This window comes from Mycolicibacterium iranicum, assembly GCF_014190915.1.
Lineage (GTDB): Bacteria > Actinomycetota > Actinomycetes > Mycobacteriales > Mycobacteriaceae > Mycobacterium > Mycobacterium iranicum_B.
Window position 1 is genome coordinate 63,828 of record NZ_JACHVU010000004.1, and the last position, 15,926, is coordinate 79,753.

The window sequence follows — 15,926 nt, forward strand, 5'->3', positions numbered from 1 at the left end:
TGCACACGATTGGGCGTCAACTCGGACTCGGGCCGGCGAGCGAAGGCGTCGACAGGGCGCGGCCGTGGGCGCGCCGGACCGGCCGTCGCTCTCGCGAGAATTTGCGCCCCGCTACGGCGCGACGTAGTAGGTGGTGTTGCCGACCCTCGCCCGGATCTGCGCCGTGGCGAGGTCGACCCGGCTGTAGTCGAGGTGGTCGGCCATCCTGCCCGCGAGCAGAACGGCCTTCATCGCGAGCGTGAGTTCGGCCGGCCACCCGTCGTTGTTGCACCAGCCGTCGTGTGCGCGGGCCACGTCCAGGACGGTGTACCGGGTGTCATCGGGGGTTCGGTTCAACGGTTTGCCGTCCCAGCCTTTCCGGCCCGCACCGCCGTACCGGCGGCGGGGGTTGCCGAGCAGGATGAACCGGACGCGGTCGGCCGGGGGAGCGTGCGGCGCCGAGGCATACCGCTCGAGCCATTCGGAGACGACCTCGGCGCCCTGGCTGTGGGCGACAACGTCGACCGGTCCGTCGGCGGCCGCCAGCGCCGACCGCAGTGCCTGCTCCAACGCCTCGACCCCGGCCGGGATCGACCTCGCGGACACCGACTGCGGGTACCGCACCACGACCCGATCGTGGGCGCGGGCATAGCCGTGCAATGCGGCGCCGACATGGTCGTTCGTGCCGTAGTTGAGGCCGCCGAGCGTGAGAACCGTGGTCATGAGCGACACCCGTGCAACGGCACCTCCGTGCAATGGTGATGCAGATTCGCCGTCGATGCCGGACTGCGGGTCAGTGGTCCTGGTCGTCCTCCGCCGGTGCCTCGACGAGCAGCGAGAGACCCTGGTGCGCGCTGAGTTCGACACTGAAGCTGTGCAGGTCGTCCACAGTCGCCAGGTGCCGGCCCGAGAACATGTCGGACACTTCGCTGCCGGGCGGCAGCTTCTCGGAACGCACTGTGCCCGTCACGTCTTCGTTGGCGAAGTTCAGCACCGTGAGCTGGTACTGGTTCACCGCGTCGAGCTGGTGGACCAGGACCAGCATGCCGCGCTGGGACACCTCGGGGATGTCGATCTGCCTGCTGGTCGCGATGCCGTAGTGGGACCGGACCTTGAGGATGGCCTGCAGCTGCCGAAGGAAACTGGTGTCATCGGCCAGCTGGTCGGGGATCGATCCGTAAAGGCTTCGCCCCCTGGGCATTCCGGCGGGGGACTGGTTCGCGGTGGGGTTGACCCCCATCAGGTCGTGGGCGGCGCGGTGGATCCAGCGGGTGTCGCCGCCGCGCAGCAGCTCCCGGATCTCCGAGGCCGGCAGCGTGAGCATGCCGCACACGTCCCAGCCGGACAGCGCGAAGACACCCGGCTGCAGCGCGTTGAACATCACCAACAGCAGATGAGCCCGGCGGATTCGGTCGATCTGCTCGTCGTCGACGATCTCGTCGAGGTCGCGGACACCGAGGACCGCGGCGATGACCGTCGCGGTGGTGCAGGCGATGCCGTTGGTCGTGAAAACCAGGTTATAGGGCGCGTTCTCACCCGACAGCTTGTCCCGGAGGTCGGTACGCACCGTCTCGCCGAGGACCTCGCCGGTGACTTCCTCGCCCTTGTAGGTGAAGAGGTCGTCGCGGTGCCCGTTCGACCAGTGGACCAGCTCGTAGGTCAGCTCGTCGTGGTTCTGCATGGCGTGCACCAGCGATGCGGGGTCGACGCCGAGCTCCAGGGTGGTGCGCAGCGTCAGCCGCAGGAATTCGGTGTCGGCGGTGGCGAGCGCGTGCTGCGCGGCCGGCCGGGTGATGAAGTCGTAGGACAGGTCCGCCCCGGCTTCGCCGATCTCGCGGATGTCGTCGATGGTGAGGTTCAGCTCCTGGAACGTGAACCCGCCGACCTTGCGCACCATGCTGGCGATCAGGTGGTTGGCGGCTTCGGAGAGGGGGTGCCCCTCGGACCAGGCGGCGCTGTCCTCGGCCGCGGTCTTCTCGGCGCCGAGGAAACCGTTGGCGTCCAGGCGCAGACCGCCGGTGCCGAGATCGGTCAGCGAGTGCAAGGCATCGCCGATCACCAGCCGCATGCCGGCGAAGGACGGGTCGAGCCAGTTGATCGACGGCTGGCCGTCCTTGAAGTAGTGCAGATACACCCAGCGCCGCTCCACCCCGTCGATGCCGACGACCGGGCGGGTCACGCTCCAGTTGGTCTCCTTGATGCCCTCGGCGTAGAAGATGACCCGCTGCAGCGCGCCGATGATGTAGCCGGCCTTGTCGAGCCACTCCTCCGTCGCGGCATCGATGTTGACCGAATCGGCGCCCGCGGGGACCACGGGCAGGTGTTCCCAGTCGCGCGGATCCACCTCAACCATGTGATAGATGCCGGGGTAATCCGCGTACTTCATCTCCGCCAAGCGGAAATCCGCGCCCTTGCCGGTGTGCCCGGGCACGATGTCGTCGATGATGGTGCCGCCGTACCAGTTGGCGGTCCCGCACATCTGCCGGAACTCCTCCTCGGTACCGAAGGCAGGATCGATCTCGGTGCTGATGCGGTCGAAGTGACCGTCGACGCTCGGCGTGAGGTCCCAGCCGGAGATGCCGCCGGCGCGCTTCACCGGACCGGTGTGGACGGCCTCGATGCCGATATCGGCGAACGCCTTCCACATGTCCACGTCGGCCATCGCCTTCAGGAACGACTCGTTCGACCGCGTGATCAGCGACAGGGGATAGGCGGTGAACCACACCGACGCCGTCTCCACGGCGCCGCGTGGGCTCGGGGTCGCATAAGGGTTCTGCCACATCGAACCCTGACCCGAGAACTGCTGGCTGATCTCGTTGGCGTCGGCCAGCATCGACTGGCTGATCAGCCAGGAGACATACGCGGGGTTGTCGCCGGTGGGCGAACCGTCGCGAGCCAGCGAGCGCCGGGTGAACGGTGCCCGCACGCGCGGCCGGAACCGCAGCGACCGCGGCCGCGCAGGATGAAGGTGTTCGTCGAACGTGAGCTCGGGCGCCTCGATGCCCTGGTCTTCAGATTCCGACTCCGCGGCTTGAGACAAAAGTTCCGCCTTCGCAAGGTTGATGACGTATCGACTGCTACCGAGTATTGCCTCGTGCGGGCGGAGTTGAAACTGGAGCGGGTCAGAACGACCTGCCGTCGGCGTACCGCTGTCGTCGGGAATGACGCCCGTTGCCGCGGTTGCGGCTCTTGTACGTCGTCAACTGGGAGTCGCAGTTCGGGCAGACGAGCCGGAGGTTCTCCCGCTGATTGTTCGACGCGTTGCCATCGATGTGGTCGAGGACGAAGGTCAGCGGACGGCCCCGCCACACGGCGGCAGCACCGCAGATCGCGCAGCACCCGTTCTGTTCGGCATCGAGATACCGGCGGATGAAATGGCCACGACGGCTGTCGACCCAGGCGTCGCCGGACTCCAGCCATCGCTGCGTGCCGGCTTCGCGCCGTGCTGCGGCCTGGCAGGCGTTGCTGCAGTAGACCTTCTGGCTTCGCCTCGACAGCGATGCCCCGCACCCGCGACAACTCCCCACGGCGCCGACGGTACGGTCGGCGTCCGACATGGGCCATCGGACGATCGTGGAGCCTCCTGTCAGGATTGAACTGACGACCTTCCGCTTACAAGGCGGGTGCTCTACCACTGAGCTAAGGAGGCGGGTCCTACGAACGCGCCAGATCCTATCGGCTCATTCCTCGGCTTCGATAATCCGCTGCGGTGTCACCGGGCGCGATGTCGGGCGGTTGCGCATGCGACGGCCCGGCAGCGGGATGCGGTCGGCGATGTTGCTCAGCGGGTTGACCACCTGGCTGAGCACGATGACCGCCTCACGCAGCGCCTCGATCGTCGGTTCCAACGCCTCGAGGCCCGGCGTCAGCCGGTTCAGCGTGTCGGCCACGGTGGCCAGTTGCTCCAGCGGACCATTGCGCGCGGTCAGGGTGTCCACCACGCCGCCCTCGGCGAAGAGCCGGTCGGCAACCCCGTCCTCGGCCAGCAGTCGGTCGATCAGACCTTCTTCCGAGAGCAGCTGATCCACGAGGCCGCCGGGTTCGATGGCCCGCATCAGCCCGCCGTCCTGCTGGGTCATCCGGTCCAACGCGCCGCCGGGTGCGGTCAGGCGGTCGACCACCCCGCCCGGCTGCAGCAGCCGGTCGATGGGACCGCCCGGCGCCAGTGCACGACCCAGCGGCTGGTCCTCGTCCATCAGTTTGGCCAGCCGGTTGGCGCGCTCGACGGCATCCTGAACACCCAGCATGTTGGCGAAGGAGGTGGGCTGCCGCGTCACCTCTGTGCCCTCGCCCAGCGCGCGGTAGGCGATGTCGATGCTGCTCTTGGCGACCCCGAGACCCGCGTCCGCCACGGCCAACCCTGCGCGCACCGGCGCGAAGGCGAGAGCCGTCAGGGACTTCCCCACGTTCATTCGCTCAGTCTATGGACAGCGCAAGCGCAAACTCACAGGAAGTGCACAGCTGGCAGGCAGCACATTTCCAACTGATCGGAGAAACATGAAGCTCTATGGCCATGCCGGTTCCGGATAACGTCCCAGAAGCGCGAGTGCTCGTGGTCGACGACGAGACCAACATCGTCGAGCTGCTCTCGGTGAGCCTCAAATTCCAGGGATTCGAGGTCCACACCGCGTCCAACGGCCCCGCCGCGCTCGACAAGGCCCGTGAGGTGCGCCCGGACGCCATCATCCTGGACGTCATGATGCCCGGCATGGACGGCTTCGGCCTGCTGCGCCGGCTGCGCGCCGACGGCATCGACGCCCCCGCGCTGTTCCTGACCGCCCGCGATTCACTCCAGGACAAGATCGCGGGGCTGACGCTCGGCGGCGACGACTACGTCACCAAGCCGTTCAGTCTCGAAGAGGTGGTCGCGCGGCTGCGAGTGATCCTGCGTCGTACCGGTGGTCGAGCCCAGGAGCCGCGGACCTCGCGTCTGACGTTCGCCGACATCGAACTCGACGAGGACACCCACGAGGTCTGGAAGGCCGGCGAGCCGGTGTCGCTGTCGCCGACGGAGTTCACACTGCTGCGCTACTTCATCATCAACGCGGGCACGGTGCTGTCGAAGCCGAAGATCCTCGACCACGTCTGGCGCTACGACTTCGGCGGCGACGTCAATGTCGTGGAGTCCTACGTCTCCTACCTGCGCCGCAAGATCGACACGGGCGACAAGCGACTGTTGCACACCCTGAGGGGTGTCGGATATGTCCTCCGGGAGCCGCGATGAGCGCTCGCGCGAAGAGCCGAGGATGACGATGAGCGCTCGCGCGAAGAGCAATGGGTGTCGCTGAGCCCGACAATGGTGGGGTGGCAGGTCATATAACTCGCGGCGTCCCACTTCGGGTGGGGCTCGTCGCGGCCACGCTGCTGTTGGTGGCGTGCGGACTTCTGGCGTCCGGCATCGCGGTCACGACGATCATGCAGCACAGCATGATGAACCGTGTCGACGACACCTTGCTCGACGCATCCCGCGGCTGGGCGCAGGTGCCCCGCCGGGTGCCCACCGTTCCGATGGAGGGCCCCAATCCCGCGCGGCCTCCGTCGGACTTCTACGTCCGGGGCATCGACCCCGACGGGCACATCTGGATGGCGGTCAACGACCGCGAACACGAACCGGCGCTGCCCGCCGACAACGACGTGGGGCCCGTGCCGGTGACCGTGGGATCGGTCGATCAGCCCGACGAGCAGTGGCGGGCGATGACGGTGCGCGGTTTGCGCGGTGAGCTCACCACGGTGGCCATCGACCTGTCCGATGTGAAATCGACGATGCGGTCCCTGGTGTACACCCAGATCGGGATCGGCGCCGCAGTGCTGGTGATCCTCGGCATCGCCGGTTACGCCGTCGTGCACCGCAGCCTGCGTCCACTCTCAGAGGTCGAGCAGACGGCGGCGGCGATCGCCGCCGGGCAGCTCGATCGTCGTGTCCCCGAACGCGATCCGCGCACCGAGGTGGGCCGCCTGTCCTCGGCGCTCAACGGCATGCTCGCGCAGATCCAGCGCGCGATGGCGTCGTCGGAATCGTCGGCCGAGCAGGCGCGCAGTTCGGAGGAGCGGATGCGGCGGTTCATCACCGACGCCAGCCACGAGCTGCGCACCCCGCTGACGACCATCCGCGGCTTCGCCGAGCTGTACCGGCAGGGCGCCGCGCGGGACGTCGAGATGCTGATGGGCCGCATCGAGAGCGAGTCGAGGCGGATGGGCCTGCTCGTCGAGGATCTGCTGCTGCTGGCGCGCCTCGATGCGCAGCGGCCGTTGGAACAACATCGCGTCGACCTGTTGGCCCTGGCCAGCGACGCCGTCCACGACGCCCAGTCGATCGCCCCGAAGCGCAGCATCCGGATGGAGGTCTTCGACGGCCCCGGCACCCCCGAGGTTCTCGGCGACGAGGCCCGGCTGCGGCAGGTGCTGTCGAATCTGGTGGCCAATGCGCTGCAGCACACCCCGGAAGCGGCCGGGGTGACGGTGCGGGTGGGCACCGACGACGACAACGCGGTCCTCGAAGTGTGTGACGAGGGGCCGGGAATGGAGCCCGAGGACGCCCAGCGGGTGTTCGAGAGGTTCTACCGGGCGGATTCGTCGCGCACCCGCGCCAGCGGCGGGACGGGCCTGGGTCTGTCGATCGTCGACTCGCTGGTCTACGCCCACGGCGGGCGCGTCAGCGTGACCACCGCACCCGGACGGGGCTGCCGGTTCCGCGTGAACCTGCCCCGGTACGCCGAAGCGGTCGCGCCCGTCAGCGCAGCTGCGCCAGCGCATCCTTGATCTTGGACTGCGCCTCGTCGAGCGATTCCGGCGACGGGTTCTGGTCAACGTTGGCGAACCCGAAGTCGGACAGGTCGCGTGCCGGGAACACGTGCACGTGCAGGTGCGGCACCTCGAGCCCCGCGATGATGACCCCGGAGCGTTCGGTGTCGAAGGCCTTGCAGACCGCCTTGCCGATGAGCTGCGACACCTCCATCACGCGAGCGAAGACCGCGGGCTCGATGTCCTGCCAGTTGTCGATCTCGGCCCGCGGCACGACCAGCGTGTGGCCCTGCGTCATCGGAGCGATCGTCAGGAACGCCACGATCTCGTCGTCCTCGTAGACGAATCGGCCGGGGATCTCGCCGTTGATGATCTTGGTGAAGACGGTCGCCATGGCGCCCACGCTACCGACCGGGGCCCACGGTTCGGTGCCCTAGCCGGGGATGTGGGCCGGTGGGTCGGCGAAGTTCGGATCGGCGGGCCGCACGGCAGGGCCCATGAATTGGCAGTTCCTCACCGGGATGAGGTGTGAGCTCAGGCCGGACGGCACCCACCGGGCCACGGTCACGCAGCGCTCCCAGTTGCCGTCGGCCTGAACGGGGCCGTCGCACTTGCCCAGAACGGGGCCGCCGTAGATGCAGCCGGCGCCGGCCGTCGGTGCCGCCACCAGCTGTCCTGCGACGAACAGCAGGGCAGCCGCACCACCGGCGATACAGCGCTTCATGGTCGCCTCCCGTCCCCACACGCCACGGCGGGCGTTGCCGAGTCCGTACGACGCTACCGCCTGGGCTTGATCCGGCAGGCAAAAGCGCCGTGATTGTCGCTCGCGCAACCGTTCCGCTCTAGCCTGGCGGGATGCTTGGCTTGATGCAGGACCGCCCGCTGATGATCTCGTCGTTGATCGAGCACGCGGCGGCCTACCACGGGGACACCGAACTGCTGTCCCGGTTGCCGGAGGGGCCCATCCGGCGGACCACCTGGCGCGAGGTCAACGGCGTCGCCAAACAGGTCGCCAACGCGCTGGCCGAACTCGGCATCGCGCACGGGGACCGGGTCGCGACACTGGCGTGGAACAGCGACCGCCATCTGGCGCTGTACTTCGGTGTGTCCGGCGCGGGCGCGGTCATGCACACGGTGAACCCGAGGCTGTTCCCCGAGCAGATCACCTACATCGTCAACCACGCCGAGGACCGGGTGTTGTTCTTCGACATCACTTTTGCGCCTCTGGTCAGCCGGCTCGCCGCCTCGCTGGACACCGTCGAGGCGTTCGTCGTGATGACCGACCGCGACCACATGCCCGACGTGCCCGGCGTGCCCGACGGCCGGCTGATGTGCTGGGAGGACCTGGTCGGCCGGCAGTCCCCGCAGTACGAGTGGCCGGAGTTCGACGAGCACAGCGCCTCCTCGCTGTGCTACACCTCAGGGACCACCGGTAATCCGAAAGGTGTTCTGTACTCACATCGTTCGACGATGCTGCACACGCTGATGAACGCCGCCCGCGACACCAACGACGTGCACAGCGGATCGCGCATCCTGCTGGTGGTGCCGATGTTCCACGCCAACGCGTGGGGCACGCCGTACACCGCGGCGATGGTCGGGGCCACGCTGGTGATGCCCGGCCCGCACCTCGACGGCGAGTCGGTGTACCAGCTGATGAAGACGGGCCGGGTCAACCAGAGCCAGGGGGTGCCGACCGTCTGGATGATGCTCTTCGCCTATCTCGACGAGCATCCGGAGATCGACGCCCACGAGCTGGGCCTGCGGATCGCCGGCACCGGGGGAGCGGCCCTGCCTCTGTCGATGATCGAGCGCTTCGCCCGGGATTTCGGCGCGGAGACCATCCAGGGGTGGGGAATGACCGAGACCAGTCCCCTGTGTGTGATCGGCAGGCCGCTGCCCAAACACGCCGGCCTCAGCTTCGAGGACGAGGCCCAGATCAGACTGAAGCAGGGCCGCGGCATCTGCGGCGTCGACATCAAGATCGTCGACGACGACGGCAACCGGTTGCCTTGGGACGGCGAGGCTTTCGGCGAGGTCTGGGTCCGGGGGCCCTGGATCGCCAGCGGTTATTTCAAGGGCGAGGGGGGAGACAAGCTGGACGCCGAGGGCTTCTTCCCCACCGGCGACGTCGCCACGATCGACCCGGACGGTTACCTGCAACTGGTGGACCGTGCCAAGGACGTCATCAAGTCCGGCGGTGAATGGGTCAGTTCGATCGACCTGGAGAATGCCGCCATGGGTCACCCGGCCGTCGCGGAGGCCGCCGTGATCGGTGTGCCGCACCCGAAGTGGCAGGAACGCCCGCTGCTCATCGTCGTGGCGCGCAAGGGGCACGACGCCTCTCGCGAGGAGCTGCTGGAGTACCTGTCCGGGCAGGTCGCGAAATGGTGGCTGCCGGACGACGTGGTGTTCGTCGACGAACTGCCGCACACCGCGACGGGCAAGGTGCTCAAACTGCAACTGCGGGAGCAGTTCCGAGAGCATCGGCTACCTACGGTCTGACCTTGGCCGCGATCTCGTCGATGGTCCACGGCGGGTCGTCGTGGTGGTCGCGGTAGGCGACGATCGACGGCGTCTGCCGCTCGAAGCGCCCGATGAAACCCCCTGCGGCGATGAAGATCTGACCCGTCACGTCCTTGGCCAGATCGCTGACGAGGTAGGCGTAGGTCGGGGCGACGTACTCGGGTGGCGCCGCATCGAGCGCACCCTGCATGCTGACGTCGTCGAGCAGGCCGCGGCGGTTCAGCTCCGCGATGTGCGCTTCGTAGTCGGACCCGGTCGACAGCCGTGTCTTTGCGCCGGGGCACACCACATTCGCGCGGACGCCGTGCTCCCGCAGCTCCGCGGCGATGGCCAGCGTCAGGCCGTTCACGGCGCCTTTGCCTGCGGGATAACCGGTTCCGCCGTAATCGCCGAGGGACGCGAACGAGCTCGTGTTCACGATGGCGCCACCGCCCTGCCGGACCATGTGTGGCGCCGCGGCGCGGCACGTCTCGAACGCCGTGCCCAGGTGTGCGTCGATTAGATTTCGGAACTGCTCGCTCGTCACGGTCAGGATCGACGATCCCGCCGGCTCGGCGGTGCCCGCACAGTTGACCAGGATGTCGATGCGGCCGAACGCGCCCACGCAGGTGTCGATCAGCGCATCGGCGACCGCGGCATCGGCCGGCGAGCCCGGGTGCGCCAGTGCGCCCGGAATGGTGTGCGCCGCAGCAGCTGCGGCGTCTCCGTCGCGGCCGTTGACCACGACACCGGCGCCGAGTGACGCCAGTAGCTGCGCGACCGCCAGCCCCACCCCGCGGGTACCGCCGACGACGACGGCACCGCGATCGGCCAGCGGGGCCGACGCGGGCGTGCTAATCCGTCTTCTCCGCCTCGGTGAAGGTCATCGAGTCCATGTTCCAATAGCCGCGCAGGTTGGTGATCAGCCCCGCATCGTCGACCCGGTAGGTGAACACGCCGCGGACCGTGGCGACGAACCCGTTCGGGAACGTCGTCTCCAGCACCAGGATGTAGGCGATCTCGCTCGGGCTGCTGGACGGGAACGTCGCCTCGCAGGTGACGCGCAGCTGGTTCGGGCCGATGTTCGCGTCGTAGAACGCCGCGAGCGCCTCCTTGCCGCGCACACCCGTGCCGTCGGGGTTGGTGACGGCCTCGCCGATCGGGTCCTCGACGACGATGTCGTCGGACATCAGGGCCAGCCAGCCCTCCCGATCGCCGGTCTGCACGCAGCGCCACGAGTTCCGCGACGCCGCGACCACCGGGGTCACGTCCTCCACCGTGCCGGTCTGGTCGGTCATGGTGCTTACCGGTCGGCGTCGGTGTAGCGGATGACTCCGCGGATGTTGCGGCCTTCCAGCATGTCCTGGTAGCCGTCGTTGATCTGCTCCAGCTTGTACTGCCGGGTGACCATGTCGTCGAGATTGAGGCGACCGGTCTTGTACATCGACAGCAGCTGCGGGATGTCGTAGTGCGGGTTGCCGCCGCCGAAGATGGTGCCCTGCAGGTTCTTCTGGAGCAGGGTGAGCATCGACAGGTTCAGCGTCACGTCGGAGTGCGCCATGTTGGCGACCGCGGTGACGACGCAGGTGCCGCCCTTGGCGGTGATGTTGAGGTAGTTGTCGATCTCTTCGCCCTTGAGCTCACCGGTGGTGATGATCGTCTTGGCAGCCATCCGGCCCTGGGTGACCTCGGCGACGCCGCCCATCGCGCTGAAGATGTCCGGGTAGACGTGCGTGGCACCGAATTTCAGCGCCTGGTCGCGCTTCCACTCCACAGGGTCGACGGCGAAGATGTTGCGGGCGCCCGCGTTGAGCGCACCCTGCAGCGCGCCCATGCCGACGCCGCCGATGCCGGCGATCACGACGTCGTCACCGGGGCGCACGTTCGCGCTGCGCACGGCCGAGCCGTAGCCGGTGGTGACACCGCAGCCCACGAGGCAGGCGACCTCGAACGGGATGGACGGGTCGATCTTCACCACGGAGCTCTTGTGCACGACCATGTACGGGCTGAAGGTGCCCAGCAGGGTCATCGGGATGACCGGTGTGCCGTCGGCGGCGTGGATGCGGTGGGTGTTGTCGGAGACCGCGGTGCCCTGCAGCAGCATGGCGCCGAGGTCGCACAGGTTGCGCAGACCGGCCTGACACGACGGGCACGAACCGCAGGACGGGATGAACGAGAGCACGACGTGGTCGCCGGGCTCGAGGCCCTCGACGCCGGGTCCGACCTCGGTGACGATGCCGGCGCCCTCATGGCCGCCGAGAACCGGGAAACCGGCCATCGGGATGTCGCCGGTGACCAGGTGATGGTCGGAATGGCACATGCCCGAGGCTTCCATCTGGATCTTGACCTCGTCCTTGACGGGGTCGCCGATCTCGATCTCCTCGATCGACCACGGCTGGTTGAATTCCCAGATCAGAGCGCCTTTGGTCTTCATCTCTCCTGCTTTCGACTAGAGCATCTAGTACCAGACTAGAGGCTCTAGTTAGCCACATCACAGCCTCCCCAAGCAACTGCTTGGTGGTGACTTCACCAAATGGGAACGGGTGCCTGTCCGAGCGGGTAGTAGCCGGGCAATTTCTCGCCCGACAGCGACCGCTCGATGCGCTTCTGCATGGTCGGGGTCAGGTCGCCCGACTCGATCAGCTTCGAGTAACCCTTCACGACGTGGCCGAAGTCGAAGAAGTCACGCTGCCACTCGATGAGCAACTTGTCGTTGAGCCGGAACCAGCTGCCCCCGATGCCGTAGATCTCGTCGCGGCTGCCGTCGCTCTTGTGCGCGATCTGCTTCCAGAACCCGACGATCTCGTTCTGCTTCTCGTCGATCAGCGTCTTCTGGTACTCGTAGACCCAGTTCTCCAGGCCTTCCATCTCCAGACCGAGCGCGACGTCCCGGATCTCGTTCTTGCCGACGCACATCACGTCTTCCTTGGGCCCGATGTTCCACCCGTAGGTGGCGTCGTCGGTGTAGAACTCCGCCAGGGGTTTCCAGTCGCCCGCCTTCTCGGCATCCTGGTTGGCCGTGAGCCAGCGCTCGACCCAGTCTTCGAGTTGCTCGCGAGTTGCCATGGCTAATCCTTTTCTGTGATCGATATTGCGCGGGTGGGACACATGTCGACGGCCATCTCCACGGCATCGCGGAGTTCGTCGGGCGGCTCTGCGTCAAGGATCTCGACGACGCCGCGTTTGGGCACCCTGAAGACATCCGGTGCCTCGAGCTCACACATGGCGTGGCCCTGGCACAGGTCTTCGTCGAGTTCCACTCGGTAGCAGCCCATGTCGATACGCCTTGCTCAAGCCTTCACTCGTCGGCGATAGCGCACCTTCGCCGGCTGGGCCAGCTGCACCACCATCTTCGAGTGGTCGTTGTGGTAGCTCTCCGCTGGCTGGGCCATCTCGAACTCGTACTCGCGCAGCAGAACCGAGAAGATCGCCTTGATCTGCATCTGCGCGAACGCGGCGCCCACGCACCGGTGTTTGCCGGCGCCGAACGGGATCCACGTCCACCGGTTAGCGATGTCGGCCTGCTCGGGTTTGTTGTAGCGATCCGGATTGAAGGCGTCAGGGTCGGGGAAGTCCTCCGGGATCCGGTTGGAGATCGCCGGGGAGGCCGCGACGAAGTCGCCTTTGTGGATCGGGAAACCCTTCACCTCGAACTCGTCCTGCGCGACGCGCATCAGGATGATCAGTGGCGGGTGCAGGCGCAGCGTCTCCTTGACGACGTTGTCGAGCTTCGGAATCTGGCGCAGTGCATGGAAACTCACCTCCTGGCCGTCGGCGTAGAGCTCGTCGAGCTCGGCGCACACCTCGGCGTAGGTGTCGGCGTGGCGGATCAGCTCGATCAGCGTCCACGCCGAGGTGCCTGAGCTGGTGTGGTGCCCGGCGAACATCAGCGAGATGAACATCCCGGTCACCTCGTTGGCGGTGAACCGGGGGTTGCCCTCGTCGTCCTTGATCGAGACCAGTACGTCGAGCAGGTCGCGATCCTCTTTGCCCTTCGGCGGATTCGCGATCCGTCCGTCCATGATCTCCTGGACGAGCTCGACGAGTTTCACCCGCGACTCATCGCGGATCCGGAAGCTCTCGATGTCGAGATACGGGTCGACGTAGCAGAGTGGGTCGGTGCCGCGCTCCAGCTGGTGGTAGTAGTGGGCGAAGCGACTGTCCAGCTGCTCACGGAACTTCAGCCCGATCAGGCACGCCGTCGAGGTGTAGATCGTCAGCTCCGAGAAGAAGTCGAGCAGCTCAATCTCGCCGTCGTCGCCCCAGTCGGCGATGATCTTCTTGACCTCGTTCTCGATGGTCGACGCGTGGCCCTTCATCTGCTCTCCGCGCAGGGCGGTGTTGTGCAGCATCTCGGCACGCCGCTCCGGGTCGGCGTCGAACACCACGCCCTCGCCGAAGATCGGTGTCATGAAGGGGTAGGCCTCGGCCTGGTTGAGCTCGCTGTCGCTGGACCGGAAGAAGAACTCGTTGGCCTCGGCGCCGTAGAGCATCACCACCTGCTTGTCGGCGAGCTGGAACCAGCCCACGTCCCCGCACTCCTCGCGGACGCGTTTCATCAGTCCGATGGGGTCGGTCCGGAACTCTTCGAGGTGCCCGTGCTCCTCTTCGCCGCCGGAGACGCGGGGGACGATCGCAGTGGTCATTTGTTCAGGTTCTCCTCGTTCAGAACCAGCTTCTGGCGGTCCGCAGGGGCGTTGTCCAGCGGAGCTTCGGGCTGGAGTTCCATGTTCGCGATGAACCCGCCGCGCGGGGTTTCGGCGACGAACGTGATGGCGCGCGCGAGATCGTCGGCGCGCAGGAAGTAGTCGTGGCGGGCCTGACCCCATTTCGCCCAGTCCTCCAGTGCGGGGCCGATCAGCTCCGCGGGCAGGCTCCAGCCCATCGAGGTCTTGGTCGGGCCGGGATGCACGATCGAGGCGCGCACGCCGGTGCCTTCGAGTTCCATCTGGTAGTTGGTGACCATCGCGACGAGCGCCGCCTTGGCCGCGCCGTAGGCGCCCATGTGCGGCCGCTGACGCAGGGCGACATCGGATCCCACGAAGATCAGGTCGCCGCGCCGGCGCTCGATCATGCCGGGCAGCACTGCGGTCGCGACGCGGTTGGCGCCGATGAGATGGATCTGCACCTGGGATTCGAACTGCTCGGTGCTGATGCTGTCGAGCTTGCCGAAGTACGTGTCGCCCGCCCCGGCGACAAGGACCTCGATGTCGCCGAGCTCCGAGGTCGTCTGTTCGACGGCCGCCTTCACCGAGTCCGGGTCGGTCACGTCGAGGTGCACGGCGATGGCCTCGCCGCCGTCGGCGCGGATCTTGCCGACGATCTCGTCGAGCTTCTCCACCCGGCGCGCGCCGAGGGCGACCGGGAAACCGTTGCGTGCGAGGCGGATCGCGGTGGCCTCACCGATGCCGGAGGAGGCGCCGGCAACCAGAGCGGGGCGCCGGTCGGGCAGAGGTTCGAAGCGGGGCATGCCTGGCCTTTCAGTTCTCAGCGGGTCTGGACAGACATCGGAAGGTGAGCGAATCCGCGGACGTTGCTGGAGTGGACGCGGACGGCATTGGCCTCGTCGACTTCGTATCCGCGGATTCGCTTGAACAACTCGGCCAGGGCGACGCGGGCCTCCATGCGCGCGAGGTGCGCGCCGAGGCAGAAGTGCGCGCCACTGCCGAAACTCATGAGCTTCGAGCCGATCTCACGGCCGATGACGAAGTCGTCGGGATCGTCGAAGACGCGCTCGTCGCGATGTGCCGAACCCGGAAGCAGCAGCAGTACGTCACCGTCGGGAATCACGGTGTCGTAGAGCTCCAGCTCACCCTGCACCGTGCGGGCAAGGATCTGGCTGGACGTGTCGAAGCGCAGCGTCTCCTCCACCCACAGCGGGACCCGTTCGAGGTCGTCGAACACCGGGCCGAGCTGGTCGGGGTTGCGGTGTCCCCAGAACGCGGCGTTGGCAAGCAGTTTGGTGGTGGTCTCGTTCCCGGCGATCACCATCAGGAACATGAAGCCGATGATCTCGTCGTCGGTGAGCCGGTCACCGTCGATCTCGGCTTCCAGTAGGGCCGTGGTGAGGTCGTCGGTGGGCTTCCTGCGGCGTTCGGCGACCATCTCCTGGTAGTAGACGATCAGGTTCAGCGAGGCCTCGATCGCGGAGTCCGGAACGTCGGTGACGCCTTCGTCGCGGTGCATCACCGCATCTGCCCAGGCCCGCACCTGGACCCGGTCGACCTCCGGCACTCCCATCAGTTCGGAGATGACGTCCATGGGGAGCTTGCCGGCGAATTCATCGACGTAGTCCACGATTCCGCCGTCGCGCGCGATCTCCAGCATGGTGTCGAGATGCTGCACCGCGATCTCGGTCACCCGCGGCTCGAGCTCGCGGATGCGGCGCGGGGTGAACCCCTTGGAGACCAGGGTGCGCAGCCGCAGATGGTCGGGATCGTCCATCGCCAGGAACGACATCGTCTTGGACGCGTGCGGCCCACGCGACGCCGGGTCGAGCGAGACGCCGAACTTGTTCGACAGCGTCGTGCTGTTGCGGAAACCCTGCAGCACGTCGCGGTGGCGCGACAGCGCCCAGAAACCCAGTTCGTCGTTGCGGTACAGCGGGGCCTCGTCGCGCAACCGCCGGTAGTACGGGTAGGGGTCCTCGTGGAAGTCGTAGTTGTAGGGATCGAGCCCCACCTCGCTGATGGTCATGTCATGCC

At 67.1% G+C, this 15,926-nt stretch carries 17 protein-coding genes and 1 tRNA gene; 3 read left to right on the plus strand and 15 right to left on the minus strand.

Features of this window, described 5'->3' with window-relative positions; genetic code table 11:
- Positions 1 to 111: 111 nt before the first annotated feature.
- The 5 genes from FHR72_RS10690 to FHR72_RS10710 all read right to left on the minus strand — a co-directional run bounded on the left by FHR72_RS10690 (position 112) and on the right by FHR72_RS10710 (position 4,391).
- Entirely contained in the window at positions 112 to 702 is a 591-nt protein-coding gene (locus tag FHR72_RS10690; RefSeq protein ID WP_183467949.1) for a PE-PPE domain-containing protein, read from the minus strand.
- 70 nt (positions 703 to 772) lie between these two features.
- Entirely contained in the window at positions 773 to 3,019 is a 2,247-nt protein-coding gene (treS, locus tag FHR72_RS10695; RefSeq protein WP_183467950.1) for a maltose alpha-D-glucosyltransferase, read from the minus strand.
- A gap of 82 nt (positions 3,020 to 3,101) precedes the next feature.
- On the minus strand, positions 3,102 to 3,536 hold the full coding sequence (locus FHR72_RS10700; protein ID WP_183467951.1) for an HNH endonuclease: 435 nt from the start codon (positions 3,534 to 3,536) through the stop codon (positions 3,102 to 3,104).
- A gap of 17 nt (positions 3,537 to 3,553) precedes the next feature.
- Positions 3,554 to 3,628: transfer RNA gene (locus FHR72_RS10705), tRNA-Thr, on the minus strand.
- A 31-nt stretch (positions 3,629 to 3,659) separates the two neighbouring features.
- On the minus strand, positions 3,660 to 4,391 hold the full coding sequence (locus tag FHR72_RS10710; protein WP_183467952.1) for an MlaD family protein: 732 nt from the start codon (positions 4,389 to 4,391) through the stop codon (positions 3,660 to 3,662).
- Between the two features lie 95 nt (positions 4,392 to 4,486).
- Here FHR72_RS10710 and FHR72_RS10715 point away from each other — a divergent pair, with 95 nt between their 5' ends.
- A complete protein-coding gene (locus FHR72_RS10715) occupies positions 4,487 to 5,203 on the plus strand; it encodes a response regulator transcription factor (RefSeq protein WP_183467953.1) in 717 nt (238 codons plus the stop codon).
- Positions 5,204 to 5,253: 50 nt separating this feature from the next.
- Entirely contained in the window at positions 5,254 to 6,738 is a 1,485-nt protein-coding gene (locus FHR72_RS10720) for a sensor histidine kinase (RefSeq protein ID WP_221193393.1), read from the plus strand.
- Here the strand turns inward: FHR72_RS10720 and FHR72_RS10725 are convergent.
- Positions 6,710 to 7,114 (minus strand): HIT family protein, encoded by a 405-nt coding sequence (locus FHR72_RS10725; protein WP_183467955.1) that lies wholly within the window; start codon positions 7,112 to 7,114, stop codon positions 6,710 to 6,712. The genes FHR72_RS10720 and FHR72_RS10725 overlap by 29 nt on opposite strands.
- A 39-nt stretch (positions 7,115 to 7,153) precedes the next feature.
- Positions 7,154 to 7,444: a CDGP domain-containing protein gene (locus FHR72_RS10730; protein ID WP_183467956.1), complete on the minus strand. Its 291-nt coding sequence runs from the start codon at positions 7,442 to 7,444 to the stop codon at positions 7,154 to 7,156.
- A 131-nt stretch (positions 7,445 to 7,575) separates the two neighbouring features.
- Between FHR72_RS10730 and FHR72_RS10735 the strand changes: the two genes are divergently transcribed.
- Entirely contained in the window at positions 7,576 to 9,222 is a 1,647-nt protein-coding gene (locus FHR72_RS10735; protein WP_183467957.1) for a long-chain-fatty-acid--CoA ligase, read from the plus strand.
- Here the strand turns inward: FHR72_RS10735 and FHR72_RS10740 are convergent.
- The 8 genes from FHR72_RS10740 to FHR72_RS10775 form a co-directional block, all read right to left on the minus strand.
- Complete coding sequence (locus tag FHR72_RS10740) at positions 9,212 to 10,057, minus strand: SDR family NAD(P)-dependent oxidoreductase (protein WP_221193428.1); 846 nt, start codon at positions 10,055 to 10,057, stop codon at positions 9,212 to 9,214. The genes FHR72_RS10735 and FHR72_RS10740 overlap by 11 nt on opposite strands.
- Before the next feature lie 19 nt (positions 10,058 to 10,076).
- Positions 10,077 to 10,520: a nuclear transport factor 2 family protein gene (locus FHR72_RS10745; RefSeq protein ID WP_183467958.1), complete on the minus strand. Its 444-nt coding sequence runs from the start codon at positions 10,518 to 10,520 to the stop codon at positions 10,077 to 10,079.
- 5 nt (positions 10,521 to 10,525) lie between these two features.
- The gene (locus FHR72_RS10750; protein ID WP_183467959.1) at positions 10,526 to 11,656 is read right to left on the minus strand and encodes an NDMA-dependent alcohol dehydrogenase; all 1,131 of its coding nucleotides are present in this window, start codon (positions 11,654 to 11,656) and stop codon (positions 10,526 to 10,528) included.
- Positions 11,657 to 11,748: 92 nt separating this feature from the next.
- Positions 11,749 to 12,288 carry a nuclear transport factor 2-like protein gene (locus FHR72_RS10755; protein WP_183467960.1) on the minus strand — a complete coding sequence of 180 codons (540 nt, stop codon included), beginning with the start codon at positions 12,286 to 12,288 and terminating at the stop codon, positions 11,749 to 11,751.
- A 2-nt stretch (positions 12,289 to 12,290) separates the two neighbouring features.
- The gene (locus FHR72_RS10760; RefSeq protein WP_183467961.1) at positions 12,291 to 12,497 is read right to left on the minus strand and encodes a ferredoxin Fdx; all 207 of its coding nucleotides are present in this window, start codon (positions 12,495 to 12,497) and stop codon (positions 12,291 to 12,293) included.
- A gap of 15 nt (positions 12,498 to 12,512) precedes the next feature.
- The gene (locus tag FHR72_RS10765) at positions 12,513 to 13,868 is read right to left on the minus strand and encodes a lanosterol 14-alpha demethylase (protein ID WP_183467962.1); all 1,356 of its coding nucleotides are present in this window, start codon (positions 13,866 to 13,868) and stop codon (positions 12,513 to 12,515) included.
- Complete coding sequence (locus tag FHR72_RS10770) at positions 13,865 to 14,692, minus strand: SDR family oxidoreductase (RefSeq protein ID WP_183467963.1); 828 nt, start codon at positions 14,690 to 14,692, stop codon at positions 13,865 to 13,867. The genes FHR72_RS10765 and FHR72_RS10770 overlap by 4 nt, the downstream gene beginning before the upstream one ends.
- A gap of 17 nt (positions 14,693 to 14,709) precedes the next feature.
- Positions 14,710 to 15,918 (minus strand): cytochrome P450, encoded by a 1,209-nt coding sequence (locus FHR72_RS10775; RefSeq protein WP_183467964.1) that lies wholly within the window; start codon positions 15,916 to 15,918, stop codon positions 14,710 to 14,712.
- Positions 15,919 to 15,926: the final 8 nt, after the last annotated feature.

What these genes read in the sequence shown, in the direction of transcription:
- FHR72_RS10750 (WP_183467959.1), bottom strand. Translation starts at nt 11,656, where the DNA reads ATGAAGACCAAAGGCGCTCTGATCTGGGAATTCAACCAGCCGTGGTCG.
- FHR72_RS10700 (WP_183467951.1), bottom strand. Translation starts at nt 3,536, where the DNA reads ATGTCGGACGCCGACCGTACCGTCGGCGCCGTGGGGAGTTGTCGCGGG.
- FHR72_RS10720 (WP_221193393.1), top strand. Translation starts at nt 5,254, where the DNA reads ATGGGTGTCGCTGAGCCCGACAATGGTGGGGTGGCAGGTCATATAACT.
- FHR72_RS10765 (WP_183467962.1), bottom strand. Translation starts at nt 13,868, where the DNA reads ATGACCACTGCGATCGTCCCCCGCGTCTCCGGCGGCGAAGAGGAGCAC.
- FHR72_RS10745 (WP_183467958.1), bottom strand. Translation starts at nt 10,520, where the DNA reads ATGACCGACCAGACCGGCACGGTGGAGGACGTGACCCCGGTGGTCGCG.
- FHR72_RS10715 (WP_183467953.1), top strand. Translation starts at nt 4,487, where the DNA reads ATGGCCATGCCGGTTCCGGATAACGTCCCAGAAGCGCGAGTGCTCGTG.
- FHR72_RS10735 (WP_183467957.1), top strand. Translation starts at nt 7,576, where the DNA reads ATGCTTGGCTTGATGCAGGACCGCCCGCTGATGATCTCGTCGTTGATC.
- FHR72_RS10775 (WP_183467964.1), bottom strand. Translation starts at nt 15,918, where the DNA reads ATGACCATCAGCGAGGTGGGGCTCGATCCCTACAACTACGACTTCCAC.
- FHR72_RS10725 (WP_183467955.1), bottom strand. Translation starts at nt 7,114, where the DNA reads ATGGCGACCGTCTTCACCAAGATCATCAACGGCGAGATCCCCGGCCGA.
- FHR72_RS10755 (WP_183467960.1), bottom strand. Translation starts at nt 12,288, where the DNA reads ATGGCAACTCGCGAGCAACTCGAAGACTGGGTCGAGCGCTGGCTCACG.
- FHR72_RS10710 (WP_183467952.1), bottom strand. Translation starts at nt 4,391, where the DNA reads ATGAACGTGGGGAAGTCCCTGACGGCTCTCGCCTTCGCGCCGGTGCGC.
- FHR72_RS10770 (WP_183467963.1), bottom strand. Translation starts at nt 14,692, where the DNA reads ATGCCCCGCTTCGAACCTCTGCCCGACCGGCGCCCCGCTCTGGTTGCC.
- FHR72_RS10760 (WP_183467961.1), bottom strand. Translation starts at nt 12,497, where the DNA reads ATGGGCTGCTACCGAGTGGAACTCGACGAAGACCTGTGCCAGGGCCAC.
- FHR72_RS10690 (WP_183467949.1), bottom strand. Translation starts at nt 702, where the DNA reads ATGACCACGGTTCTCACGCTCGGCGGCCTCAACTACGGCACGAACGAC.
- FHR72_RS10730 (WP_183467956.1), bottom strand. Translation starts at nt 7,444, where the DNA reads ATGAAGCGCTGTATCGCCGGTGGTGCGGCTGCCCTGCTGTTCGTCGCA.